The sequence below is a fragment of the Nostoc sp. UIC 10630 genome (assembly GCF_010747425.1).
GTDB lineage: Bacteria > Cyanobacteriota > Cyanobacteriia > Cyanobacteriales > Nostocaceae > Nostoc.
This window is the reverse complement of record NZ_JAAGOG010000118.1, coordinates 1-26,489: the sequence shown is the minus strand read 5'-3', so window position 1 is coordinate 26,489 and position 26,489 is coordinate 1. Positions and strand designations below refer to the sequence as shown.

At 42.0% G+C, this 26,489-nt stretch carries 22 protein-coding genes; 13 read left to right on the top strand and 9 right to left on the bottom strand.

All coding sequences use genetic code 11. The annotated features are described in order from the left end of the window. Positions 1-145 precede the first annotated feature (145 nt). Positions 146-1,261, bottom strand: a complete 1,116-nt coding sequence (locus G1O98_RS23975) for a thiamine phosphate synthase (protein ID WP_163932791.1) — start codon at positions 1,259-1,261, stop codon at positions 146-148. 408 nt (positions 1,262-1,669) lie between these two features. Here G1O98_RS23975 and G1O98_RS23970 point away from each other — a divergent pair, with 408 nt between their 5' ends. Then, on the top strand, positions 1,670-1,810 hold the full coding sequence (locus G1O98_RS23970; RefSeq protein ID WP_163932787.1) for a hypothetical protein: 141 nt from the start codon (positions 1,670-1,672) through the stop codon (positions 1,808-1,810). A 71-nt stretch (positions 1,811-1,881) separates the two neighbouring features. Continuing rightward, entirely contained in the window at positions 1,882-3,762 is a 1,881-nt protein-coding gene (locus tag G1O98_RS23965; protein WP_163932784.1) for a DUF1565 domain-containing protein, read from the top strand. A gap of 88 nt (positions 3,763-3,850) precedes the next feature. Here G1O98_RS23965 and G1O98_RS23960 read toward each other — a convergent pair whose 3' ends face one another. Then, entirely contained in the window at positions 3,851-5,080 is a 1,230-nt protein-coding gene (locus tag G1O98_RS23960) for a TetR family transcriptional regulator (protein WP_163932781.1), read from the bottom strand. Positions 5,081-5,253: 173 nt separating this feature from the next. On the opposite strand from G1O98_RS23960, the gene G1O98_RS23955 reads away from it, so the two are divergent. The 3 genes from G1O98_RS23955 (at position 5,254) to dusB (ending at position 8,208) form a co-directional block, all read left to right on the top strand. Next, positions 5,254-6,111: a fatty acid desaturase gene (locus G1O98_RS23955; RefSeq protein ID WP_163932778.1), complete on the top strand. Its 858-nt coding sequence runs from the start codon at positions 5,254-5,256 to the stop codon at positions 6,109-6,111. A gap of 119 nt (positions 6,112-6,230) precedes the next feature. After that, complete coding sequence (locus tag G1O98_RS23950) at positions 6,231-7,076, top strand: Rpn family recombination-promoting nuclease/putative transposase (protein WP_163932775.1); 846 nt, start codon at positions 6,231-6,233, stop codon at positions 7,074-7,076. Between the two features lie 76 nt (positions 7,077-7,152). After that, positions 7,153-8,208: a tRNA dihydrouridine synthase DusB gene (dusB, locus tag G1O98_RS23945; RefSeq protein ID WP_163932772.1), complete on the top strand. Its 1,056-nt coding sequence runs from the start codon at positions 7,153-7,155 to the stop codon at positions 8,206-8,208. Positions 8,209-8,437: 229 nt separating this feature from the next. Here the strand turns inward: dusB and G1O98_RS23940 are convergent, their stop codons facing one another. Both G1O98_RS23940 and ald read right to left on the bottom strand, forming a co-directional pair. Further along, positions 8,438-8,758, bottom strand: a complete 321-nt coding sequence (locus G1O98_RS23940; RefSeq protein WP_243458520.1) for a hypothetical protein — start codon at positions 8,756-8,758, stop codon at positions 8,438-8,440. Positions 8,759-9,559: 801 nt separating this feature from the next. After that, a complete protein-coding gene (gene ald / locus G1O98_RS23935; RefSeq protein WP_163932769.1) occupies positions 9,560-10,651 on the bottom strand; it encodes an alanine dehydrogenase in 1,092 nt (363 codons plus the stop codon). Positions 10,652-11,068: 417 nt separating this feature from the next. Between ald and G1O98_RS23930 the strand changes: the two genes are divergently transcribed. From G1O98_RS23930 to G1O98_RS23920, 3 genes are all read left to right on the top strand, one after another. Next, positions 11,069-11,239 (top strand): chlorophyll a/b-binding protein, encoded by a 171-nt coding sequence (locus G1O98_RS23930; RefSeq protein ID WP_012410338.1) that lies wholly within the window; start codon positions 11,069-11,071, stop codon positions 11,237-11,239. A gap of 326 nt (positions 11,240-11,565) precedes the next feature. Then, positions 11,566-11,859, top strand: coding sequence for a hypothetical protein (locus G1O98_RS23925; RefSeq protein ID WP_012410339.1), 294 nt, complete (start codon positions 11,566-11,568; stop codon positions 11,857-11,859). 96 nt (positions 11,860-11,955) lie between these two features. Further along, positions 11,956-13,023 (top strand): WD40 repeat domain-containing protein, encoded by a 1,068-nt coding sequence (locus G1O98_RS23920; protein ID WP_345940585.1) that lies wholly within the window; start codon positions 11,956-11,958, stop codon positions 13,021-13,023. 9 nt (positions 13,024-13,032) lie between these two features. Here the strand turns inward: G1O98_RS23920 and G1O98_RS23915 are convergent, their stop codons facing one another. After that, positions 13,033-13,173, bottom strand: a complete 141-nt coding sequence (locus G1O98_RS23915; RefSeq protein WP_163932763.1) for a hypothetical protein — start codon at positions 13,171-13,173, stop codon at positions 13,033-13,035. A 513-nt stretch (positions 13,174-13,686) separates the two neighbouring features. Between G1O98_RS23915 and G1O98_RS23910 the strand changes: the two genes are divergently transcribed. The 4 genes from G1O98_RS23910 to G1O98_RS23895 all read left to right on the top strand — a co-directional run bounded on the left by G1O98_RS23910 (position 13,687) and on the right by G1O98_RS23895 (position 17,841). Then, positions 13,687-14,742, top strand: coding sequence for a permease (locus G1O98_RS23910; RefSeq protein WP_163932801.1), 1,056 nt, complete (start codon positions 13,687-13,689; stop codon positions 14,740-14,742). A 53-nt stretch (positions 14,743-14,795) separates the two neighbouring features. Next, complete coding sequence (locus G1O98_RS23905; protein WP_163932759.1) at positions 14,796-15,569, top strand: TIGR03943 family protein; 774 nt, start codon at positions 14,796-14,798, stop codon at positions 15,567-15,569. Between the two features lie 59 nt (positions 15,570-15,628). After that, the gene (locus tag G1O98_RS23900; RefSeq protein WP_163932756.1) at positions 15,629-17,128 is read left to right on the top strand and encodes an Ig-like domain-containing protein; all 1,500 of its coding nucleotides are present in this window, start codon (positions 15,629-15,631) and stop codon (positions 17,126-17,128) included. Positions 17,129-17,424: 296 nt separating this feature from the next. Beyond that, a complete protein-coding gene (locus G1O98_RS23895; protein ID WP_175586847.1) occupies positions 17,425-17,841 on the top strand; it encodes a response regulator in 417 nt (138 codons plus the stop codon). Between the two features lie 480 nt (positions 17,842-18,321). Here the strand turns inward: G1O98_RS23895 and G1O98_RS23885 are convergent, their stop codons facing one another. The 3 genes from G1O98_RS23885 to G1O98_RS23875 form a co-directional block, all read right to left on the bottom strand. Further along, positions 18,322-19,104 (bottom strand): sulfite exporter TauE/SafE family protein, encoded by a 783-nt coding sequence (locus tag G1O98_RS23885; RefSeq protein ID WP_163932752.1) that lies wholly within the window; start codon positions 19,102-19,104, stop codon positions 18,322-18,324. Between the two features lie 162 nt (positions 19,105-19,266). Then, a complete protein-coding gene (locus G1O98_RS23880; protein ID WP_345940584.1) occupies positions 19,267-20,595 on the bottom strand; it encodes a sulfite oxidase in 1,329 nt (442 codons plus the stop codon). Positions 20,596-20,685: 90 nt separating this feature from the next. Further along, a complete protein-coding gene (locus G1O98_RS23875) occupies positions 20,686-22,140 on the bottom strand; it encodes an aminotransferase class V-fold PLP-dependent enzyme (RefSeq protein ID WP_163932746.1) in 1,455 nt (484 codons plus the stop codon). Between the two features lie 981 nt (positions 22,141-23,121). Between G1O98_RS23875 and G1O98_RS23870 the strand changes: the two genes are divergently transcribed. Further along, positions 23,122-24,672, top strand: coding sequence for a hypothetical protein (locus tag G1O98_RS23870; protein WP_163932743.1), 1,551 nt, complete (start codon positions 23,122-23,124; stop codon positions 24,670-24,672). Positions 24,673-24,861: 189 nt separating this feature from the next. Here G1O98_RS23870 and G1O98_RS23865 read toward each other — a convergent pair. After that, positions 24,862-26,489 (bottom strand): flavin-dependent dehydrogenase (locus G1O98_RS23865; RefSeq protein ID WP_163932740.1); only part of this gene is annotated, 1,628 nt, incomplete at its 5' end.

Here is a 26,489-nt window from a genome sequence, read left to right as displayed (position 1 = left end):
ATCGTAATATCATTATACATAAATGTGGTAATTGGGAATGGGTAGTGGTTAATGGGGAGTGGTGAATTGGGAATTGGGAATGAGGAATGGTGAATTGGTTACTCACTTTGGGCTAATGACAAATGACAAATGACAAATGACTCTTTTAGAGTTCTGGCTTAATGCGATTGAGTTGGGAAAGCAAATATTGTGTTACTAGGGTAGGCTGTTCGGCTTGCATGAGCGATCGCACCACTGCTACACGTTTGGCTCCAGCATCGATCACATCATTAATATTATTGGCATCGATTCCGCCAATGGCAAACCAGGGAATTGAGCAATTCTTCGCAGCATAGCTGACATATTCTAAACCTGTTGCGGCCTTACCTACTTTCGTGGGAGTTTCATAAACTGGCCCCACGCCAATGTAATCTACACCTTCAGCAATTGCTCTTTGCATTTCTTCTTTATTGGTGGTAGAAAGACCTATCAGACGCTGGGAACCAAGTAATTGCCGAGCAATAGCAATAGGCATATCTTGTTGTCCCAGATGTACCCCATCTGCATCCACAGCTAAAGCTAGATCCACGCGATCGTTAACAATGAACAAAGCACCGTAGATATGGCATAACTGCCGGAGTTTTCTGGCTTGTTCCAAACGCAAAGAATCATCGGTGGTTTTGTCACGGTATTGTAGAAGCGTTAATCCCCCTTTAAGTGCAGCTTCGACGTTATTCAACAAATTTTCATTCGGGGAAGTAACAAGATACAAATGCGATCGCCACAACAATTGATGGCGCTGATGACCCATTAAATTACTTTCTAGGGTATAAACCTGATAGCGCATCTGCTTACAAGCTTTAGCTATATTTGGCTGATAAAGCTTGCTGTATTCTTCCAACACCCGCAATGCTTCTTCGACACGGCAAAAGTTAGCTTGCAATACTGATTTTATACTAGCTCGTTCTTCTTCTTGAGGATGAGTTAACTCAGTCCCAGGATCGCCTGGTGTGTCTCGCGCCGCTCGTAATTCCGGGGTATGCCACTTGGCTAATTCTTGTCGCAGACGCTTGCATTCAAGAGCTAACTGGGCATTATTCAAGCCAAACCGACACCATTCTTCAATAATTCGCAACCCTTCACGAGCGCGGTCTAAATTGGCATCTAAAATGCGATAGACAACTTGCTGTACTTGCTCTTTTTGGCTGTATGGCTCGACCATTACAACAACCCCGTTAGTGCTTTCATCAAAATGTGAATTATCATATCTCTTAGTAACCATAAGTCAATTAATTTGCTTTTTTTACTCAATTTTTGCCGAATATACGCGAAAAAGCGTAGTAATGAGGGTTACAATAAATTATCCCATGTTCTTATATGCAGTGATAAGGGTAGTTTGAGGCTACAGTTTTGCACTAAGGTTAGTCAAGTATTTTAGGGTGAACAACGAGCTTACAAAGGACTAGCCCAAAGGGATACATTAGAAAATCTCCAATGGGCAAATTAGATTGAGACTGCATAGATACCAATACTGCTCGGGTAAAGCATTTTTAACTCGGAATTGGGTTTGGGGAAAAGGTTAAAGGGTAAAGGTTAAAGGTTTTTTCTTTCCCCTTTTCCCCAAAACCCGACAAGTATTGGCATAGATACTATTGAGATAGTGTTTGTCTTTCGAGGAAGAATTTTTGGCGTGAGTCCTGAATTACAAGCTCTTTTAGGGTCAGGGTATTTGGGCGATCGCGTAGCGTGTCTTTTAGAGCAAGGTATTCTCGAACAGACACAATATCATTTATTACCCTGTATTAAAAATCGCCAATCGGTCAATATGTGAGTAATATTATCGACATAATACTCTCTAAGAGTATAAGAATTTATTGTTACTTCTAAGGAGTTGTGTTAAATATGATTCACTACCGTGTGTTTCCTAAGTACCGTAGAGTAGATATTATGCTTGTAAAGCTGAAGTTTCTGGAATCAGCAAGACTTTTATTTTTTAGTTTATCGGTATTATCTTTTACCGTAGGAATGGGAGCGACAAGTATGACGTTCCTGGATAATGCCATCGCTCAGATGCCATCAACACCAAATTCAGCACCTCTAGGTGAGACAAAAAATTCTCAGGCTAACGTGCTGTTTGTTAACCCAAATGGTGGAAATGACGGCGCAGGTAATGGTAGCGAATCTGCTCCTGTGAAAACGATTACCCATGCGTTGCGATTAGCTAACCCCAATACTGTAATTATGCTCTCCACTGGCACTTATAGCGCCGAGACAGGAGAGGAATTTCCCTTAATGCTGAAACCGGGTGTTTCAATTCAAGGCAACCCTAGCAATCAAGGTAAGGATATTATCATTCAGGGAGGCGGTGATTACCTGAGTCGGAGCTTTGGCGGTCAAAATGTCACAATTGTGGGGGCAAACCAAGCCTTGCTCACTGGGGTAACGGTGACGAATTCCAATCGCCGAGGTTACGGTTTATGGATTGAATCTAGCGATCCGGTAATCGCGGAAAATACATTTATCGGCAGTACCCAAGATGGGATTTCTGTCAGTGGTAATGCTGCACCTACCATTAGCAAGAATTACTTCGATCGCAATGGAGCCAATGGCATGACAATTGCCGGGAATTCCAGTCCCCAAGTGAAAGAAAATGTCTTTCACCAAACGGGTTTTGGCATTAATATTGCCCAAAATGCCGCTCCGATAGTTATTGGCAATCAAATTCAGAACAATAGATCGGGAATTGTGGTGCAAGCAAAGGCCCACCCGATTTTACGGAATAATATTATTCAAGATAATAAAGAAGATGGTCTAGTTGCGATCGCTCAAGCAATGCCAGATTTGGGTAGTGCATCGGAACCTGGGGGTAATCAATTTCAAAATAATGGCCGCTACGACATTAACGCCAGCGCTGCTAAACAGATGATTTCTGCTGGCGGTAATAATCTTGTGAGCGATCGCATCACTGGCAAGGTAGATATTAACGGGACAATAGCACTAGCAGCACAAAATTCTCAATCGACTCCCAACAATGTATTACAAGAAATACCACCAACTGAGGAAATCACCTTCTCGGCTCCCGGAATCTCTGAAACTACTAATAGCCAAAACAGCAACAGTATTTCAGCAAATAATCCTGTTTCTACACAATTAAACAGTCAACAGCTGCCATTAGTGCCAGCTAAGGTTCCACTTTCCACGCTTGTATCCAATCAACAGCAACCCACATCTAAAGTTGCTGGATTTCCGACTCCTAGCAGCTTGTCGGCGAGAAAAATACCAACTAACACTCAAATTGCAACTTCCAGTTCAGCACAGCCGCCTAATACACCACAGTTGAATTATGTGCGGATTGATCCTAATACGATTGAATTTACTGCCCCTGAGTACCCATCCAATTCAGTTGCCAGCACAAGGAATCAAACACAGCAGCCATTGCCAATACTAGAAGCTACTGCCCCAAATGCGTCAGCACTTTTACCACTTCCCAATCAGAATATCCCTATGGGTAATGCTCGGAATATACAAACAAGTTCTGAAAGTATTCCTTATGCTAGTAAATCTGCAACACAATTCGGTATCCGTTATCGCGTAGTAGTTCCACTTCTAACTGATAGGGATCAAGACTTAGTGCGATCGCTTGCTCCTGGTGCCTTTCCCACAGTTTGGGAAGGTCAAAGAGTCATGCAAGCAGGAGTATTTAGCAGTGAATATAACGCTAAAGAAATGCTCAAAACACTCTCTAGCAATGGTTTAAGAGCTATTATGGAACCGTTGAATTAAACAATTGATCGACACCGAAATGCTTACTGCCCTTGCATTGATTAATTTTTAATTTTTAATTTTTAATTTGTAATTGCTTAGGCGTACCCTATCCTGGCTTGTGATCCAAACGGGTGGCTTGCTCTAGTGCAGCTTTTTCTTTAGCTCGGCGGACATAAGGTTGTAATTGGGCGCGATCGCAACCTGTTAAGATAATCAGGTTTTCCAAGGTGATTCCGCGCATTAACATTTCTACGCGCCAAGTTTGTTGTGCCTGAGCGATCGCTGGCGTTTGTCCTTGGGGAGTTAATAGTCCCTCACTCCATACTTGCCAACGTGTCTCAAGCTCTGATTCTGTCATGGGTTTACCTGTTTCATTTAAAAACATGGCTGTTTGAGTATCTTTACGACTTTTCAGCCATTTAATTAAGGGATTATTGGTAAAAGAACCGTAGCGTTTGCCCAAAATCCACTGATTTACCGGTACTTGACGGACAAATCTGGGGATTGTAATTTGCAGGAAGTGCCCTTGAGGATCGTAGATTTGGTGCGATCGCTCCAAGCGAATTATTTCTGTGGTAGATAACCCAGTCCCGAATAACACATAAGCCAAGGCATAATCTCGTACTCCCGATTTTCTGGCTTGTTGTAAAATTTCGTGAACTAAACTAGCAGGCAAATCAGCTACTTCTGTAGTAGTGAACCCTCCTTGTAAAGAGTTTATTGCTGATTCTGCTGAGGATGACATGGCTCCATGTAAAAACAACTCCACCAAATTTTCGAGAAAATCATTCCGATCCTCCCAAAGTTCGTGAAATTCGCTGGTGAACTCAATTACGGCATATCCCAAGATCATCCCATTTAGCAAACTAGCTAATTTTTCTGCTGGTAAATAAGTATTTAGGTGCCCTTGCTGGATTACAGTAGCTAAATACTGAGCTACATAACGGTTTGCCTCTGTGACTCCCCTGCCTAGTGCGCGGCGATTTTCTGCCGGGAATTGGTCGGCTTCACCGACCACAGAACGGACAAACTCTGGCACTCGTTCTAATGCGTGCAAGCTATCACTTGCATAATCTTTGAGAGCTTGGTACACATTGCCGGGAGGCGTTGCCCGCCGCACCAGCGATTCACCTAAATCCTTAAAGGCTGCGGACTCTTCCAGCACTGCTAAAAGCAGTCCATGCTTATTGCCAAAATTCCGAAATAAAGTCACTTCGTTGACTTCGGCTTTTTCTGCAATTTGGCGGGTTGTGGTAGCGCTAACTCCCTGAGCAGAAAACAACTCAAGTGCAGCTTGAATCAAGCGTTGACGAGTGGAAACGAGGTGAGACGACATAGAAAAATGCAAGTGGCACTTGCAGAGGTATCAGAGTTCTGCTAGCATAACAAATGTAAGTGATACTTGCTTTACTCTACTGTAACGAATTAGTATACAGTGCGGGTAAATCCCTTGTGGGGTGGCATCCGAGAAAAGGCAAATTGCTTCATCATCCATCAACAGGAATTTTTATGACCGCAAATTTTGGGGCGATCGCCCCTGAGAGAGGCAACTCACCTCGACTCAGTTGGACAAATGTAGTATTTTTTGCTACATTTCATGCCTTAGCACTTATGTCTCCTTGGTTTTTCTCCTGGCCAGCATTAGGTTTGCTAGTGTTTCTCCACTGGTTATTCGGGAGCATTGGTATTTGCCTGGGATATCATAGACTACTGAGCCATAAGAGTTTCCAAGTTCCGAAGTGGTTAGAGTATGCGATCGCCCTAATCGGAGCCCTAGCTTTGCAAGGTGGGCCAATTTTTTGGGTAGGTGGACACCGCCAGCATCACGCGCACACCGAAGATATCAATTTAGACCCCTACTCTGCTCAAAGAGGGTTTTGGTGGAGCCATATATTATGGATTTTTTACCCACGCCCAGAATTTTTTGACTATGACACCTATAAAAAATATGCCCCTGATTTAGCAAGACAACCCTTTTATTGTTGGTTAGATCGCTACTTCTTGCTGTTACAAATACCCTTCGCATTGCTCCTATATGGATTAGGAGGATGGCCTTTTGTATTCTACGGAGTGTTTCTCAGATGTGTCTTACTTTGGCACTCAACCTGGTTTGTGAACTCAGCATCACACCTTTGGGGTTATCGCACCTTTGATGCTAACGATGGCGCTCGTAATCTTTGGTGGGTATCCCTCGTAACTTATGGAGAAGGATGGCACAACAACCATCATACTTATCCCCACATGGCTAAATCTGGATTGTCTTGGTGGGAGATTGATGTTACTTGGTGGAGCATCCTATTTTTGCAGACTTTGGGTTTAGCCAAAAAAGTTGTTTCAAGTCCCCCTCAAGGTGCAACTCACGGCTAAATTGCAACTAAATAATGAATTTTGTTAAGCCGATTGCTTTCCGCAGTCGGTTTACTAATTTTTATCAGTAGTATTTCACGGTAAAATCTAACGGTTTAAATCACCGCACTACATCAAGCGTGAAAACTGACAGCATTTTTTACCGCCTTTTTCAAGAACTTCCTGGGATATTTTTTGAATTAATTGGTAATCCACCCCAAACCGCAGAGAGTTATAAATTCTCCTCAATTGAAATCAAGCAAACAACATTCCGTATAGATGGTGTTTTTCTCCCAACACAAGGGCAAGAAAATCCGATTTATTTTGTTGAAGTCCAGTTTCAAACCGACGCAGAAATTTATTCGCGCCTAATTTCAGAAATTTGTTTATACTTACGTCAAAATAAACCTAAAAATTCTTGGCGAGGAGTAGTTATCTATCCCAATCGCAGTTTAGATACAGCAGATATCAATAATTACAGCGAATTTTTCACTAGCAATCGTGTTACTCGCATTTATCTTAATGAATTGGGTGAAACTGCATCATTGCCAGTTGGAATTGCTACGATGAAATTAGTCGTGGATGAAGAGGAGACAGCAATTATAGCTGCTAGGCAGTTAATAGACAGAACTCAGCAAGAAATCAACTTTGAACCACAACGGCGGCAGTTACTAGAATTAATAGAGACAATTTTGGTTTATAAGTTTCCGACAATGAGTCGAGAGGAGATTGAAGGTATGTTTGGGCTAAGTGATTTGAAACAAACACGAGTTTATCAAGAAGGGAAGGAAGAAGGCAAGCAAGAAGGCAAGCAAGAGGGAAAACAAGAAGGAAAACAAGAAGGAGCGCGTGAAGAAAAGTTTAGAATGATACCTTTGTTGTTGAGATTGGGATTGAGTTTTGAAGAAATGTCAAAAGAGTTAGGTTTGAGTTTAGAGGAAGTTCAGCAAGAAATGCAAAAACAGCCTCCAAGTCAGGATACCTAACCTACAATTAGCACTGCTTATAGATACCCGTAAATATTCCTGTTATTTTCCATTCCCATAATTTTTAATTTTTTGTATGATTTCGCTTTCCCCGATTCTCCAAGCTAGACTTTCCCAACCCCTCAAAATTGGATCGTTTGAGGTAAAAAGTCGGGTTCTCCAGTCGCCTCTATCTGGAGTAACGGATATGGTGTTTCGCCGTCTTGTGCGTCGCTATGCACCAGATTCTATGATGTATACCGAAATGGTGAATGCTACAGGATTGCATTACGTTAAGCAGTTACCCAAAATCATGGAGGTAGATCCCAACGAACGCCCAATTAGCGTTCAATTATTTGATTGCCGTCCCGATTTTTTGGCAGAAGCAGCAATCAAGGCAGTTGCAGAAGGTGCTGATACTGTTGATATTAATATGGGTTGCCCGGTAAATAAAATCACTAAAAATGGTGGTGGTTCTTCGTTGTTGCGGCAACCAGAAGTAGCAGAAGCAATTGTGCGGGAAGTGGTAAAAGCTGTTGATGTGCCTGTGACAGTAAAAACCCGTATTGGCTGGAATGACAACGAAATTACTATTCTCGATTTTGCCAAGCGGATGGAAGATGCAGGGGCACAAATGATCACAGTCCACGGACGCACCCGCGCCCAAGGATACAATGGCAATGCCCGTTGGGAATGGATTACTCGTGTAAAGGAAGTGCTTTCTATCCCCGTAATTGGGAATGGAGATATTTTTTCCGTTGAAGCGGCGGTGAAATGTTTAGAACAAACTGGTGCTGATGGTGTGATGTGTTCCCGTGGGACTTTGGGTTATCCGTTTTTGGTTGGAGAAATCGATCACTTCCTGAAAACTGGGGAGATATTACCAACACCTACCCCGATTCAGCGTTTGGAATGTGCGAGAGATCATTTACAAGCCTTGTGGGAATATAAAGGCGATCGCGGTGTGCGTCAAGCCCGTAAGCACATGACTTGGTATGCTAAGGGTTTCGTTGGTGCTGCCGAACTCCGAGGACAGCTAAGTTTAGTTGAAAAGGTAGATCAGGGTTTGGCAATGCTTGACCAAGCAATTGAAAAACTGACTAATGGTTATGAATTAGAGGAAGAAGCAGAAGGTAGTTTGGTAATGCTTTAAAAAGTTGATTTTATCACATAAATCTATGTCAACTAGAACACTTTTGATAGCGATTACCTGTGAGGTTGCATAGAATAAAGGGCTTAAGCGCCAAGTATTGCCAAGCCTGATTTTGTGCAGCTAGACGAATTCTTAGCTTGAAAATGAATGTAGAAATTTGATAAAAAAGCAGCTTCCAGGATGAATCTCCAAGAAGCTTCAAACCCAATAACCCTGCCAAAAAAGTTACCTACCGCTTCCGAGAGCGAATTTCTCTTAAACTCCGTCTCAATTGCTCTAGTTTATGACTGGAATATCTTACCATCAGAGTACAAAATGTAGTTGATATTAAGCCTGTAGCAGTTGTGGCAGTTCCTTCGTGAGCTTTGCCACAAAATAATAGGACTGCTCCAATTGCACTAATAAATAGGGAAGTATAAATCGCCACTTGACATAAATTAAATGTCTGTTGTGCTTGACGCAGATATTCTTGTAAGATAAGCTCTTCAAATTTCTGGGACTGATAATAATCGGGTTGGGGCATGTTTGATAGCGAAGATTTACCGCTCATAGTAGAGTTGTTTGAGTGAGTAAGTACTGTGCGAAAATAAGGTTGTAGTAAATATGAAAACTTGAAAAAGAATGCAGAATTATGCAATCTTTTTGTGGGGGATTCAGACCAGCCACTACGAAAGTTGACCACCAAATTTTCAATTTTTTTTGGTGTGCAAAAATGCCGATTATTCATCCGCCAGTCGTACAGAATTTAGAATGAATTATGACGACTGACATTTTTATTCTGTTGTGATAAAAAAACCTACTTTGCCTCTGGGTGACACCAAGGACTGTGCTCTTCTTCTAGAAGGTAGTTAGTGGAGTTAAAGCAAGAATCTTGGATAACTTAGTACACGTCACTGCAAAAAAGAATCGGAAATCAAAATTTTCATGAACCTAGACACAGTTCATCCATAATGACTAATTCCGTACCTGATTTATGAAATAGTGTACTTAAGATAAAATTTAGATGACCTCTTCAGCTACATCACTAACCGGGCTATTAGGTTCAATTTCACGATGCTTTGAGAAATAATCTGGTCTTGCCACTAAAAACAACTTCTTCTCTTGATTAAACCTTTGGCCATTGTTGAATAGAAGGATGAAGTTTTAGTTTTAACTATTAAAATGTAAAACTCCTTTTTTATTCTCTCTGCGTTTGTACGCCTCTATGGGAAAAATATCATCTTGCAAATATGCAACACCAACCTTTTTACCAGATCAGCACCGTCACCCCAGATAGAGACTTTAGGCTAGATATTCCTTAAAAGTTACCAGTGGGGTGGCTGTGTTAACTATTTAGATTAACTGTTTAACCTTAATTTACCAAATCAGGGAATACCTCTTGTACAGCCGGATGCACTAAGCGATGATTCTGCACATTCACACCCTTCGCTAAGGCTGGGTTAACTTCTAGCGCCATAATTCCCAAATTCGCCAACTGGACGATATAAGGTAATGTACTATTATTGAGTGCCTGAGTTGCTGTCCAAGGTACTGCTCCTGGCATATTAGGTACGCCATAATGCACCACACCTTCTTCAAGGTATACCGGATTTGTGTGAGATGTGGCGCGTAAAGTTTCTATACAACCACCTTGGTCAACGGCTACATCAACTATTACCGAACCAGGGCGCATTTGTTTAACTAATTCACGCGATACTAATGTTGGTGCCCTACGTCCTAACACTAAAACTGCACCGATGAGTAAATCGGCTTCTTTAACGGCAGCTTCAATATGAGCAGAGTTGCTGTAAAGAAATTCCACCCTAGAGCCAAACAAGGTTTCTAGGTAAGATAAGCGTTCAACACTCACATCTAAAATCTGGACGATCGCACCCATACCGACTGCAATTTTAGCTGCTTCTGTGCCGACAACACCGCCACCTAAAATTACTACTTTACCCGGCTTGACTCCAGGGACACCGCCCAAAAGCAATCCTCTACCACCTTGCTGACGTTCTAGGAATCTGGCCCCAAATTGTACTGCTAGCCGACCAGCAATTACGCTCATGGGGGTGAGCAAGGGGAGTTTGTTAGCACCAGGTTGTTCTACGGTTTCGTAGGCGATCGCAGTTGTACCACAATCAATTAAATGTTCTGTCAATTTGCGATCGGCGGCTAAATGTAAATAAGTAAATAATATCTGCCCTTTCTGCAAAAATTTATACTCAGATGTCAACGGCTCTTTAACTTTCACAACCAATTCCCGATTCCAAGCCGTTTCTGATGTGGGGACAATCTCGGCTCCAGCACTTCTGTAGTCGTCATCTGAAAATCCGGCACCATTACCTGCTTGTGTCTCTACAAAAATGCTATGACCATTTTCTCGCAGCACCCGCACACTAGAAGGACTTAACCCTACACGAAATTCTTGATCCTTATTTTCCTTTGGAACGCCGATTTCCATATATAGCCTCTGATAATTTTTTTGTTTAACTTTAGCCTGCGAATCTCAAGCTTGCTACCGATTTATTACAGATAGCTGTATTAAAGATAGTTAATCTGTGTTCTAAGTTTCTTAATTTAATCTGAGTAGCCCCAAACTCAAGCCCTTGACTATTACCCCAGTGTTTATACAATATATAAAGAATAGTAACAATTTATTAAAAGAGCGATTGTATAGCTCCCTACTAGGAAGCTTTTGCTGAATCAATCAAGTCATCTTGACATTCAAGCACTGCAATTAGCTCATAAGTTACCAAGTTTAGGGTAAAGCTGAAGGGGAAAATACTATTCAATTCCTTTAACCTTTACCGCTTATACCTGACAATTGCTGTGAATTCTCATATCAACTCCCGTTTGCCGAAAAAAAGGTTTCTTAAAAATGACACAAACACAACCAACAATTACACCTAAACTAGAAGAGCCAAAGTTTGGCTTTAACGAATATGCTGAACGCTTGAATGGTCGAGCTGCAATGATTGGCTTCGCTTTGATGCTGGTGATTGAATATGTCACTAATCAAGGGGTGCTATCATGGCTGGGTCTGAAGTAGTGCCACCAACCAGCATAATGTGCAAGTTGTAAGCTAGTAGTTAAAAGAGTTTCAACCAGCTGGAACAACCAGTTGGTTTTGACTTTGGCAATTGATAGCGAAGTGCTTTGCACTAGAATGTAAGCAAGAGAGGAATCAAAATACCTATTAGTGATGGAAATATCATAGACTTGCAACTAGTATGTGCAAGGCAATTAATGACTATAGTTCCTCCCCAACTAAAAAAAATCATAATTAGTGTCTGCCTTCGATGAGAAAGGCAAATTAAGGGTGAGGTATTCTTGGTAAATATACACAAAAGCTGAACTGGAACCAACCAAGCTGTGATGAATGCTGTATTACCTCGTTTTTTGAAGTCAACCTACCGAAAAGAGCCACTAATCAGTGTATTGGTGACGATGGGCGCTATAGATGCCCTGATTGGCGGATTGAATGATAGCTGGTCGTTGTTCGCTTTTGGTTTAGGAACAACAGGCATAGCGCTAGCCTTTAAGCTGTGGCGTTTCCAGCAGCGCCGTCCTCTACCAGAGGAACCTGTGGTGCAACATTATTTGCCCTCTCGTTCTTCTAGTGCGCCTTTACCAATGTTAAGCGTTTCTAAGAAAAAACCACCTCTTTAAGAGTGCTGTTAGCGGATAGCTAAGGTTTAGCCCGTTATGAGTTGATAATTCATCATTCTAAGTGGTTTGTTTGTATATAAAAAGTGAGGAAAAAGTGTGAGTAGTGAGGGAAGAGGTGGGGATAATTTTCTGCGTCCGTATATTATCCTGTCATTTATGGCAGCTCTTGCCCTTCCAGTGACTATCTGGCAAGGGTTTTACATTCATCAAGCTCATGCTGCCGTTGAAGTAACACCAAACTCCCCAACTACTAACAGCTTTGCTAATGCCCAAATACTTTACACACTCAGAGGACATAACGGAACTGTTAAATCTCTCGCTTTCAGTCCAGATAGCAGAATTCTTGCGAGTGGGGGTGCAGAAAATGAGGGTATTATTCGCCTGTGGAATCCAGTAAATGGTAAAAAGTTAGGGGATATTAATAAAGCACACAAATCAGCCATAGAGTCTTTAGTGATTTCACCCGATGGGCAAACCCTTGCTAGTTGTAGTGATGACAACACGATTAACCTCTGGAGCCTGAAAAATTTTAAATTTAGCCGCTCTTTTGTCGGACATACCAGCAACGTATTATCTTTAGCGGTGTCTCCTGATAGTAAAGTTCTGATCAGTGGAGCTTTGGATGGGATTCGGCTATGGGATTTACTACAGCAGCGCCCTTTAGGGACTCTAGTACGCTTCGATAACTTGATTTATACTCTAGCCATTAGCCCTGATGGACAGACCTTAGCTAGTGGTGATAGTAAGGGTGTAATCAAGGTATGGAGCTTGAGTACTGGTAAATTAATCAGTGAATTTGTCGCTCATTCTAATGTTGTTAGCGCTGTCATCTTTACACCAGATGGACAAACATTAGTGAGTGCTAGCCGCGATCGCACAGTCAAACTGTGGAATATTAATACTGGAGAATTAGTCCGCACTCTCACAGGACATAATAACTGGGTAAATGCGATCGCCATTAACCCCGATGGACAAACCCTTGCTAGTGCCGGCAAAGATGGGATTAAAGTGTGGAATTTAACTACAGGTGAGTTAATCAATACACTGAATGGACATACAGACTGGGTAAGTGCGATCGCTTTTAGTCCCAATGGTAAAATCCTCGCCAGTGGCGGATTTGATCGACAAATCAAGATTTGGGGAACTCCACAAAAACGTAATTAACAGCGAATACTAGAACCCCGACTTATTTAAAAAGTCGGGGTTCTGAATGGCTACCGTCCAGGCTCCTAGCCTAATGGCGACTTTTATATATACATACAAAAGAGCGATCGCCACAATACCTTGTCCTTTAGCACAAGGTATTGCAAGCATTTAATGTGTTTGCTAAACTTTTGTCTTGCTTTTTTAGAGTTTTTATAGTAAAAAATCAAGCAAAGCTCAGATTAGATTTTGCCATAATTACGCAAAATCAATCGTTGTAGCAACCAAGAGCGATATCTACGACGAGCTATTCGGTGTCGCCAATTGTTCAATAACTGTGAATACTTGATGAAAATACAGCCGAGCTAATATCTTATCCAGCAAATTACTGTAAGTATAAACATAGGTAACTTCAAATTATCTATGCAGCTACTTGCCCTCTATAATCGGAACAATTTCTGAACTTAGACAATCTTAGAACTGGTCATCGTCAGTAAATGCACTCAGGTAAAAATTACTATCTTGGCTGAAGCAAAAGTTTGTAGCGTTTAAGCGCTATTTGAAACGTAAGATAACTTGCTACTTAAATGATGTTTAATTTTTCCGAACTGCTTTTGATCCCCATTTCGATAGAATGACTAGGCAGAAACCTAAAACTAAAAACCGCTTTTGACTGCGACGCACATGAATCAACTGAACAATGGTTTTACGATATTTCTAAGTCTGCTAGTCGAGGCGATGCCTTTTTTGCTTCTTGGGGTCTTATTCTCCAGTTTGCTGCTATTTTTTGTTGATGAGCGCAAATTAGTAGAAAAAATGCCCAAAAATCCGCTGCTGGGTGCTTTAGTTGGCAGCATGATCGGCTTTTTATTTCCGGTGTGTGAGTGCGGGAATGTGCCAGTAGCACGGCGGTTCCTGATTCAGGGAGTACCCACACCAGTCGCCATTGGTTTTTTGCTAGCAGCGCCAACAATTAACCCAATTGTAATTTGGTCAACTTGGACAGCATTTCGAGATCAGCCAGAAATAGTGGTTTTACGAGTCATATTCTCTCTATCAATTGCCACAATTATTGGTTTTGTTTTCAGTTTTCAAAAAGACTTAAATCCGATAATTCAGCCTGCGATCGCTCGGTATATGAAGTTTAATCCACCCGCGCAACCAGAAACCAAACGCCGTGGTAAACGTTACCAAGTAGAACAGCAAGAAGCGATACCAAATATCTTGCAATCCGGGACTTATATTTTAGGGGGAAAAGCAGGTGTACCTCTGCGGATTGATGCTAATTTTGTACAGCCGACTGCCCCAATTTCTAATACCAATAAACCCCTTGCAGATAAACTGCGCCTAGTGGTAGATAATAGCGTCCAAGAATTCCGGGAATTGGGCGGAGTGATGATTTTAGGAAGTGCGATCGCAGCTGCGATTCAAGTCTTAGCTCCCCGTGAATTAATTCTCAGTTTGGGTGCCGGGCCTATTAGCTCGATTGTAGTCATGCTGATATTAGCAGTAGTGGTGTCAATTTGTTCTACAGTCGATTCTTTCTTTGCCCTGTCTTTTGCCTCGACCTTTAGTAGCGGTTCCTTGTTGGCATTTCTAGTGTTTGGCCCAATGATTGACATCAAAAGTGTTGGTTTGATGTTATCTATTTTTAAGCCCAAAACTGTCTTTTACTTATTTGCTCTAGCAGCACAATTAACATTTGTGTTAACTCTTTTCCTCAACTTGCACGTTTTTTAAAGAATTAATCTTTTGTTCTTCGCAAATAAACAATGCCCCATGTCCAATAACTAATGGCTAATAAAAATCCTAAATCTAAAATCCCAAATCTGTTACTCCCTTGGTTGGATGCCCTAGCAATTACATCTTGGGGCATTTTGATGTTGAGATATTGGCTGACTAACAAGCTAAACCTGTTGATTCACCCAAATTACATTTGGTTTGTGGTTGTGACAGGTATCAGCTTGATTGTTATTGGTTTCTTCAAGATGCAGGAACTTTGGCAGCGCCGTCGCCGTGATGTTACGCCAAACGGCCAACATATTAGTTTATTTCCCCCTGGTTGGGGCAGTGCTTTATTGTTGATTACAGCGATTCTAGGTTTTATCATTACACCGCAAGTTTTTGCTAGTGACAAAGCACTCCAAAGGGGCGTAACCACCGATTTATTGGGAAGTACACGCGTCAAACCCCAAGCTTTTCGAGCTACTGTTCGTCCAGAGGAGCGATCGCTTGTAGATTGGGTACGCACTGTCAATGTCTATCCAGAACCAGACACATATACAGGTCAAAAAGTCAAAGTTCAGGGATTTGTTATTCATCCGCCAGATATAGGAAAGGAATATTTGTTCTTAGCCCGATTTGTCTTAACTTGCTGTGCAGCAGATGCTTACCCAGTAGGATTACCTGTCAAACTCCCAAACAATCAAGAGCGTTACTCCCCCGACACCTGGCTGGAAGTAGAAGGCCAAATGATGACAGAAAATTTGGCAGGTAAACGCCAACTGACCATTGCCGCTACTTCTCTCAAAAAGATTCCTCAACCCCAGAATCCTTATAGTTATTAGTCATTTGTTGATGACAAATGACAAATGACCAATGACAAATGACCAATGACAAATGACCAATGACAAAATCTAAAACATTTATCCAACCACTCGATCGGATAGCGATCGCACTGATGCTACTGCTAAGTGTGCTGATTGGGTTAATCATATTGCAAGGTGATGTGGTAACTGCTCGTGTGCGGGACTTTACCTGGCAAAATCAACAGATTGGGGCGGAAGATAACTCCTTCACCCTCACCTTCAGCCGCCCAATGGAAACAAAAAGCGTAGAGGATAACTTGAAAATCGAGCCACCCCTAGCAGGTAAATTCAGTTGGGCAGGTCGGCGAATGGTTTATACGCTGTTAACACCAGCACCTTATGGCACAAATTATAAATTGCAGTTACAGGGAGCTAAAGATAAGTTTGCACAGCAAGAGGGCAAAAATCGGTTGATCCAGGCTTTTACAGGTGGCTTCCGCACACGCGATCGCGTCATTCTTTACATCGGAACCAATCAAGAAGAACAGGGGCGATTAGTTCTATACAACTTAACCCAAGAGCAAAAAAGGGTACTTACCCCCAAAGACTTGATAGTAATGGACTTCGAGTCATTTCCAGATGGAGAGAAAATTTTATTTTCGGCTCGCGCCAGCAATAACGAAGACTTACTTTCAGCCCAACTGTACACAGTCACAACAGGCGTTTCTAGTAAATCTGGACAAGAAGCACAACCAGGAGGCAAAGTTGACCTAGTTTTAGATAGTAAAGATTATCAAAACCTGAAATTTGACTTATCACCTGATGGGCAAACTATTGTCATCCAGCGCGGAAACAAAAATAATCCCGGCGACTTTGGACTATGGTTTATGCCAGCAAGCAGCGATGGTTCAGCAGAAAAACCCACCCCTAAACGTCTGAAAAGCCAACCAGGGGGAGACTTTATGATCACCCCAGATAGTAAAGCCGTAGCAGTTGCCCAAGGACAGGGAGCAGCAATCTTACCACTGCAAGGTGATGCCAGTAAACCCCTAGATTTTTTGCCGCAGTTTGGCTTGGTACAGGCTTTCTCTAAGGATGGCTCTCAAGCAGCAATGGTAAAGTTTAATACAGATTACACGCGAGATTTGTTTTTAGTGACAAACCAAGGTGTACAGAAACAACTATTAAAAACTACAGGTTCAATTCTCAGTTGCCAATTTGATATTGCCTCACCCACCCTCTACTGCTTGCTGACACAGCTAGTATCCAAGGAACAATATATAGAACAACCTTATGTGGTGGCAATTGATCTGAAAACCGGGCAACAGAAACCACTGCTAGTACTGCCTCCCGCTCAACGAAATGTGCAAATGAGTTTATCTGCTGACGGTTTAGGCTTGTTATTTGACCAAGTAGTACCGCAGGCAAACCCCCCAGCATCATTACCCACCAACACTTTGAAAACTGATGATGGAGATGTTATTGCTACCAGTAGCCTGTGGTTAATGCCTCTACTACCCATCGCTGATGCTGCGACTGTTGAAATTAGACCAGAACAACTCCCCTTAGCCGGATTTCGTCCCCGGTGGCTACCTTGACCTGAAGAGGCGCGGGAGCAGGGGCAGGGGAAAAATAGTGGAATTACCCCCATACGGTTCGGATAAGCATTTTTCACTTTCCTTGTGGTCTGGGTAAAGGATGTATATCAAAACCTTTTCGCTTTAACCGAACCATATTGGAATTACCCCTGGCTGAGTTTCAGAGCAAGTAAATTTATTTATGCCCCAATACTGCTTGGGTTTTGAATTTTTAACTCGGAATTGGGTTTAGGGAAAGGTTAAAGGTGTTTTCTTTCCCCTTTCCCCCACCCCTTATCCCCAGAACCCGACAAGTATTGATTTATTGGATCGGATACACTGTTGTAGATATTGTAGATTCAGGAGAAACAGCAATTGAGAAAGCAACTGAGCTTCGCCCAGATTTAGTTTTAATAGATATTAAATTACGGGGTGGAATGGATGGTATTGAAGCGGCGGTAGAAATTTGGAATTGTCTCCAAATACCTTTTATTTATATTACAGCATACTCTGATAAAAGTACTGTAGAAAGAGCAACATTAACATTGACTTGTGGATATATTATAAAACCTATTAGTCAACAAAATCTCTATGTTGCTATTCAAACAGCACTAAATATTATTAGAAATAAACAAGCAGAGTTAGTGTTATCTAAAGCCTATGAAGAATTAAAAATTAAGGTTAAAAACTATACTACAAAACTTGATTTAGTGAATGATGAATTAAAATTATAAATTACCCGACCTCATCAACTAGAGTCATAATTATCGACAAAAAAAGAACGTATCTTTACCAACAACAAGCCTAGCTCTTTATTAACATCGCGCCAGCTTGAAATCTTAAAATTAATTGCAGAAGGTCTTTCCACAAAAGAGATTGCAGAGTTATTAAGCATCAGTACTAAAACGGTCGAGGCACACCGAGTGCATTTGATGAAACGACTTAATATTTATGATTTTGTAGGTCTAGTACGCTATGCGGTTAGTATAAAATTAGTAACTTTTGATATCCAAAATCATTCAGATTAGCTCAATATAGTAGATAATATCTATGAGAGATAGAACAGTAAGCTTAAATATATACTTCCTTTATAAGTGAAATTAAAAATAAGTTTAATACGGAAAATTAAAACTATATTGACAGATTAAAAACATTGGCATATCTCAATGCAGAGTTAAGAAGTTAAGTTGGCTTACCGACTTGATTACAAATTACTAAATTATGTGTTGATAATTTATCCAAGCTTCCCAAAAAAGATAGATTGATAGTGTGCCCAAGAAGATGCGAAGCACTAAACTTACAGTAGAATCTGGCAGTTTTGGTAATGTGCGAGTACTCATCTGAACGCCTAAAAGACCACCACATCCCAAAACTAAACCTTGAGCAAACAGAATATTTCCCTCTAATGTGTGTCCTGTACAGGCAGCTAAAGCAGTGATGACAATTACACCCAAACTAGTCTGAATTGCTACTTTAATTTCTTCTCCCAGTAGCAACATTTGTAATGGCACCATAATCGTACCGCCACCTAAGCCAAATAAACCTGCTAAAATTCCTGCTGCTCCCCCAGTGCCAATTTTAGAAACTAATGGGTTAAATACTGGGGCTGTATTATCTTTTTCATTGAGGGCCAGTTCCTTACGAAGTTCAATCAAATAGATATTAGCGAGTAGTATGATGCCAAATGTAAAGAGTATGATGTAGGAAGGAATTTTTTTGGCGAAATATACACCTATTCCAGTAGTTAGAAAAGCTGGAATTCCTAAATAGATTACTCGTTTAAAGTCAAAGTATCCCATCGACCAATTCTGCAAACTTCCAGAAATGGAAGTAATCACAATAGCAAGGCTACTAGTAGCGATCGCCTGAACGGGAGTATAACCTAGTGTGACTAAAAGAGGAATTGTGATAATACCGCCACCTATTCCTAAAAGTCCGGCTATGACTCCAGATATTAAACCCCCAGTTACTAAAATCAACCAACTAAAATCAATCATAAATAGGTATTTTTCTAGAAAAGTGATAGTGCTAAGTGGGAATTGGGAATTGGGCATGATGATTCTTCTTCTCCCCTTGTCTTCCTTATCTCCCCCTGCTCTCTGCCCTTCTGCTCCCGTTCGGCTACGCTCACGGCAAGCCTGCCCCCTGCTCTTTTTCTCTCATCCCCGTACTGTCACCGGATGGCTAACAATGCCTCCGTAGAGCAATCCAAAATCATTCCACGGCACTGTACTCGATTGTGTGTTACCTAAATTGTCAGTAGCACGAGCTTGGAGAAAATATTCGCCAGGGACTGGGTTCCATTCAATGTCCCATCGTGTCCATGCAAATGGAAAGTTTGGTTCTCTCAGTCGTGCAAACTGCCAAGTTTTACCGCCATCTAGACTGACTTCGACACGGGCAATTTTTCCTTTCCCAGACCAAGAACGTCCACGTAGTAAATGGGTTCGAGCCGAAAGCGTAGCGGGCCAAGCTAACTCGAAAGCGCTCTTAACATTTTGATAGGTAATCAGCTTACCTTTATATGGTGCGATCGCTGGGTAATCTGCACCAATCAGTACCATCTGCTCCGTTACCCACTGGGTATATATCGGTGTTTCAGAAACCTCAATCCGCTCAATCCATTTAACGTTGGCGTTCCCTCCCCAACCAGGGAATAAGACACGGCACGGCTGGCCATGATCTGGAGGTAATGGTTCTCCATTCATTGCATAAACGACGAGCGAGTTATCTGCTAATGCTTTGGAAATCGGAACTACATTGTTGAATTTAGATTTATTTGTTCCCTTTGAGTCCAGCGAATCAAAATCTGCACCCTCTACGAGTACGTCTTTTGCTGTAGATTTCAATCCAGCCCGCTCTAATAATATGCTCAGTGGTACACCAGTCCACTCAGCCACACCAATCGCCCCAAGCCTCCACCGGGTTCCAGTGAGTGGTTTGTTATAAGCCTCTTCAAAGAAGCGCCGACCATTAGCAGCACACTCAATGGCACATGTTACCGAGATGGACGGCATCGCAATGATTTCATCGTAAGTGAACTCGCAAGGGACAGAAACGCCAGTGCCATGAATTTGCAAACGCCATATAGATGGGTCAAAGGGAGGAGGTGTACTGCGGTTGTGAACATAAAACCAATCGTTTGGTACTAAATAACCACGCTCATACATCGCTTCCCAGTTCATCTCTAACGTGCCTTTGCTATGAGAGATATACCCTGGTGGTAATGGTTTAAGTATTTTACTGCCCTTAGTTTTAACAGCTGCCTGACTGTGAGCAGGCGCAGGTTTAGTTAAACCCCCGATGGCTGTTGCGCCAACCATCGTGGCTAGTATTTTCAGAAAGCGCTGGCGCGAAATACCTACATCTGTGCTTTTTTGCCAGATGCACTCATCAACCCGTGCCTGTAGATAATCCTCTTGGTCTAAGAGGTTTTCATCACTCAAGCTATACCCCCTTGTAATTTGTAATTCGTAATTTATAGACACAGAGATAAGGGAGTGGGGAGCAGGCAGAAAATTTCTCTCCTCTGCACCATTCCCCCTGCCCCTCTGCCTCTTATCCATGCCCTGAAGAGACTAGCTGTTTATCGCCGTCCAAACACCAGTTATTTCATCTTGTGTGTAGTTGGGCAAATAGTGAGCAAATCCGTTTTTAGCAATTTGTGCGATCGCATCAATAAAGCGATCACAGTCTTCTAATGTATTATATACTGCAAAGCTGGCGCGGATAATACTAGGTATGTTGCGTGTAATTCCCCTGTCTACTTCCTGAGCAATCTCGTAGTCTCGCTCATCCGAAATATTCTTGAGTTTGCGAATGTATTCATAAGTGCAGAAAGCGCCAGCCCTAACTCCAATGCCGTATTCTTGTGCCAGAATTTCTGCTACTAAGCGTCCATCAAACCCATCAATATCAAAGGGAATAACATGGGCTAAATTATCTCCTGGGATATGTAGTTTAACTCCAGGAATCAGCCTAAGCCGTGTATATGTGAATTCAACTAGAGAGTGTTCATACTTAGCAATGCGATCGCGCCCTACTGCTTCGATAATTTCAATTGCCTTGGCAATGGCGATCGCACCCATTGCGTTTGGTGTTCCAGGGTCATGGGCCCGTTCTGTATAAAAACGCTTGATCTCTAGATTTCTGGTGATATAAGGCAGGTTCCCACCACCAATTTGATAAGGGTAAGAACTATCAAAAAATTCCTTTGGCCCCAGCAAAACCCCAGTTCCATAAGGTGCATACATCTTGTGTCCAGAGAAAGCTACAAAATCTAAATGACATGGGTCATCATCAGCACGCATATCTACTCGTTCATGCTGAATTAACTGACACACATCGGCAAAAATTTTAGCACCATACCGATGTGCTAAAGCTGCGATCTCATAAATTGGGGGTCTATAACCTGTAATTGTTGAAGCACCTGTAATAGTTACTAACTTAATTTGCTCGGCTTCAGGAAGATTTTGGTGTGCCTTGAATATATCTTCTATTTCTGCGACACTTACACTTCCATCCGGTTGGGTTCTGTATTGGACAACTTCGTCTCTAGTAATCCAAGGGAGCAGGTTTGATGAATGCTCAATATCAGAAACTAAGATTTTCCCAGGTTTTTTTGCCCAAAGTGTGGCGGCTCCATTAATTGCTTCTGTTGTATTCTTCGCAAAGATTACATAGTTGTCTGAAGATGACCCCACAAAGTCTCGAATGACGTTCCGGCTAGCGTCATACTCTCGTGTAGTGATGATGGACTTTTGCCCAGAACCTCTATGCACGCTGCCGTATGTGTCAAGCATCTCGTCTACATGCTGCTTGAGGGTTGTAAAGGGAGTGGTTGTAGCTCCATTATCCAAGTTGACGTAATTTACATAGTTTCCCTTCAGAGTCTTTACCCGAAAAGATAGAGACTCATCTGTGAATAACGGTCTAATTTCTTTGTCCCAAAAACTGTCAAAATTTTCTGCAACTAGCGGTAATTGGACAGCTTCTTGCTTTATATTTACACCTATTGCAAGTATGTCGGTCATCTTTAGCACCCCTATTTTAAACTTAGAATTTTTGGATAAGCCTAGCTACCACACCGCTTTCTCTAACTCAATCTCACATTGATAGGTAGTAATTATGGTCTTTATAATTACTTTATGGCTAGTAGAAAACTCGGTTATTACAATTATTCTTTAATAAATTAATTAAAAAGTGTATCCGTATTAACGCTTGAATAAAATAATTTTCTTGTTAATTAAACTACAATGTAAAAAATAATTGTAAGTAGTCAAGTATACTTTAAACAATTTTCTTGTAGTCATTAAACAAACTTGATATATTGAAGGCAAGTTGATAAAAAAAGCCTCTTCTAGCTAAGACTGAGGTTGCTTGCTGGGACTATATTTAACGAGAAAAAAGCCTGTACTAAGTTGAGATTATTCTTTAAAAAAGTTTTATTAATTTACTTATTCTAATTATTACTGCTTCGATATTATTTTGTACGTATTTATTCGCATTTGTCAGGTTTTCTTAACATTTTACTCTTAGCAGAAGCTCTTAGTTGTTTGCTGACATTAATAGCGATCGCTCAAAATAACAGAATTATCATCGAATAGTAGATACTTGTACTGACATCTATCCTAAGTAATAAATGAGTCAGTATAGAAATGTATTAAAGAAGACGTTTTAAATTTAAACCTTAAGACAGATGCGATTATAGAAAATAAAATATAATCTGAGGCAGTTTTTTCATGTAAAAAACTTCCTTGGGACAGAGGCACCACTGCTTTAATCTCCCCTGCTACCTGCGCCGTTCCCCTCTGCCTCTTCTTGACGGGGACGAGCATCATAGTGTTATAACGGCATCAGTCTAGATCCAAAATAGGGAACACCAATTGATGATTAATTGCTGGTGCCTGGAGAGAGTTAAACTTAGCTTCTAGAGCAAACCCTGATTAGACAAGGTTGATAAGCAATGCTAATGCCAGCACTGCTGATATTTTTAGGCAGGTGGGTCAAGAGTGATGAATGAAGCTGACACCTCAAATAAGGGGGCTGTGATGGAATCCCTAAATTCTGCTAATTCGCCACAATCGGAGCAGGCGAGTTGTCCCTTTTACTCAGTTGTGCCTAATGACAATATGGCAGTTAAACAACTGCCACTCCTCATGCCGGCTGAAGATAGACAATTTTCAAAAGATACCACCCAGCAGGACTGGGTTGCAGAGCCGGAAATCGGCAAGCAAGCACTTATTGATTCAGAATTTCAGAACCTGCTGGCATTGAACGAAGAATTGCGTGCAGCTAACAATAACTTGTATGAGCAAGTAGAGCAGCTAAAAGACAATCTAGCTGAGTCTGAAAAGGTTTTGCAGTGGCAGAAAACGCGCTCTAGCGTTACCGAGTCGATGCTCAACCAACATACTCAGGAACTAGCTGCGGCTCAAGAACAGATAAAATCTTTATTTCAACAATTAGAAATTGCTGTACAAACTATTCAACGTCAGGAAATTTTCACTGATAGTTATAAAGCACAGCTACAAATTAGCCAGCAACGCCTTGCCCAGCTAGAGCGAGAATGTACGTTGTTACACACTAATAACAGCGAACAGTCTGAGCAGTTATTGCAGTCAGAAACTGTTTGTCGGGAGTTACGTACTAGACTGATGCGACAACAACGTCAGACGCTGCAATTCAAAGCGGCTCTGGAAAAATGTCTAGATACATCGGTTCCTAGCTATGACTCCTTAGAAGATACTGCAAAACATCCCAAAGACATAACTAGTAGCCAAGGAAGATTTTCTAGAAAAGCTCGGTCTTTGTTTCCTAACGCCCAGCCAATTCAACCTTGGTCAGCAGAATCAGAATCATTGACTGAAAATGAAGATGATTCTTGGGGTGAACCGTCAGCACCAATCCCATTCCAAAGAACTGAACCGACTCCACCGCCACCATCTTCTTGGAACTGGTCAGTTAAAAAAAATACCCCAAAATCAGCAGAACCTCCTGCCCCCTCTCCAAAAATTGACGATTCCCCAGATACACCTGAAGCTGTTTCAACTTCGGGGTCATCCAATTTAGATCAGCAATTAGATAGTCTCATCCAAATGTTCTTCACTTCCCAGCCTCCATCTGCATCACCACCGCCTACTGCAAAAACAGATGTGGATGGTAATAATGCCCCTGTATGGGAGACTTTGGCAACAATATTAGAAGACGATGAGGAAGCAGAAAGTCCACGAGAGAAGGAGTTAGAGGCAGAAATTAATCGCCCTGTAACTACCTCCACTTCTTGGACAACAGATTCTGTACTTTCACCAGCCAATAACTTACTGGTGTCTTCTACTTCCTTCCACACTGAGCCGCCTATTGGAGAAGCTGAAGATTACTGGTCAGAAGTTTCTCAATTGTCACAGTTGGAATTGTCAGAAAATGATTTTTCCCCAGAGTCATTAGGTGATAACACCAATGACGGTAATTCACCTTCACCTGTGGTTTATCCCCAACGTCCACCCAAGGGGCGTAAGTCGTTGGCATCTGTGGAACTACCGAATTTTCGCCCCAAAGGTCAATAGTTAGTTGTCATTTGTCATTTGTCATTTGTCAAAATACTAAGACCAATGACCAATGACTAATACAACTCTTGGAGAGGCTGCACCCTAAGCGTAGCTATGCCGCAGGCTTTACGACTACCTTCACTACAAGTGACCAATGACCAATAACTAATGACCAATGACTAATGACCAATGACCAATGACCAATAACTAATTGAGAATCCTTGCTTCTGACTTCGGAATTACGGCTTCTGGGTTTGCCTTTGCTACTTGAGAGCGCGATCGCGGTTTGCCTGTGGCGATCGCATAATTAATCGCCAATAGCCACAGCCACAAGCCAGGATTTCGGGGTTCTAGCCAAAAACCTACCCGGTTTAAGAAGCGCCCAAACCAGGGGCTTAGTAAAGCGCTAACGAGAGCATGACGACCGAAATTGAAATAACTACCAAGCCATCGCATTAAATCTCTAGGCCCGGCCAGTTCCCAAATCCATAAAAGTAAGGCAGGATTTTTCCTAGCTGCTTTGAGTGCTAGGCGGTTAAAGGTTAACCAATCACACCTATCTTTGATGAAGTTATCTGCTACTTCTTGGGGTTCATCTGCTAACAGTCCAAAGAAGGTGTTGAGCATGGAGTTAATGCGCTGGGGTGGTAAGAATTTCCCAGTGGGTACCATCATGCCTTTGGAAAATAGCCAAGTCACGGAAACGTTGCTTTGGTAAGCCCGAATTTGGTTCAAGTGGCGGAAACTCAATAAGTCGTGTTTGAGAGCAGTATCCAACAGTGTTGTTAAGCGCTCTAAGTTGCGAACTAGCGAACCAAAACCGGTGAAGACGAGTGGAGACTGGAGTGATGCGGCATCGCCGATCGCAATCAATCTATCGAAGGCAACTGTGCGATCGCTACTTCCTACACTAAAATGCCCCGGTATATACCCAAATGTCGGCTTCTTCCACACCAATTTGTCCATATCGCACCTGCGATACTCTGGCAAAATTGTGAAAAAGTCCTCGTACATCTCTAGCAAGGAACCAGGATTTTCAGCATTGACCTCATGGTAATGAAATAAATAAATGGTCAATTCGTCATCTGCTGCGGGAAACAGTTCCCAAATTAACTGCCTTCCCCGCGAAATATCCCCATGACTATAAAGAACGTCTCCATATTGCGAATCCCATACTCCCGGCTCAAATCCGCTCTCAATTGCCGCTCCTACTGTTGGGCATACGCTATCAAAGGCACGACCACCATTTAACTGCCAAGCGATGGGTGATGCAGTTCCCATTGCATCTATTAGCAGTCTTCCACTTACTTGTTTTTCAACCTGACTAGGTAAGTGCTTGACTTGCAACAGAACTTGTGATATATCAATATCTGCACGCATAAATTCTGTTTCATCCCAGATTTCGCCGCCTGCCGCTTGCAGCTTTTGCCCACACATTTGGAGCCATTTTTCGGAATCTAAGCCTAAATTTAGGACTGTGGGTGTGTGCAGAACGGGCGATCGCAGTTTGGATGGATTGTTCGCATCAAAAAACTTATTGAAACCATCTTTGTATTCCCTAGCAATGATGGTTTCTAACTCAGCGGGGGTGACTAGACCCAGGTTAACCAAGCTTTGAATCTCATCGCGAGAAATATTCCATTCTCGGTTCATCCGGCCAAAGGGCATTCGTTCCACCAGCAGGACTTTATATCCTAGTTTTGCCATCAATGCTGCATGAATCACGCCTAATGCGCCGCCGATATAAATCAGGTCGTAAGTAGGGGATGAGGAGGATGATGAAGATATTATTTTTCCATCTCTCCCTGCTCCCCTGCTCCCCTGCTCCCCTGCTC